This is a genomic window from Neotamlana laminarinivorans, assembly GCF_020523925.1.
GTDB lineage: Bacteria > Bacteroidota > Bacteroidia > Flavobacteriales > Flavobacteriaceae > Neotamlana > Neotamlana laminarinivorans.
Window position 1 is genome coordinate 1 of record NZ_JAJAPW010000047.1, and the last position, 338, is coordinate 338.

General features: G+C 27.5%; 1 protein-coding gene. It reads right to left on the bottom strand.

Going from position 1 to position 338, the window contains the following annotated elements; all coding sequences use genetic code 11:
* On the bottom strand, nucleotides 1-286 hold a 286-nt coding region (locus tag LG649_RS15975; RefSeq protein ID WP_226544815.1), incomplete at its 3' end, for a helix-turn-helix domain-containing protein.
* Nucleotides 287-338 lie beyond the last annotated feature (52 nt).

The following is a 338-nucleotide window of genomic DNA, read 5'->3' on the forward strand; positions in this document are numbered from 1 at the left end:
TCCAACCTTTTAATAATCCTTTATAAACATAAAATTTTAAAGCATTGTATGTTGATATTTTGTCAAGATTTCTTTTGTTTAAATAATCATCTTTAGCGTTCCATTGAGCTAAATGAGCGTCATATTTATCTCCTTTTTTCACTACCCATTTATTAATCTCACGTGATATGGTAGAACGAGACCTATTGAGCTTTTTAGCTATATAAGCTTTGGTTTTATTCTCGTTAAAAAGTGTTTCAATTTTAATTCTTTCAGCTAAAGAAAGCCGTCTATGTTTTAAACTCATAATTACAAATCTATAATTTTAGATTTGTTGCGTTAAGTTATTGAATAGACCT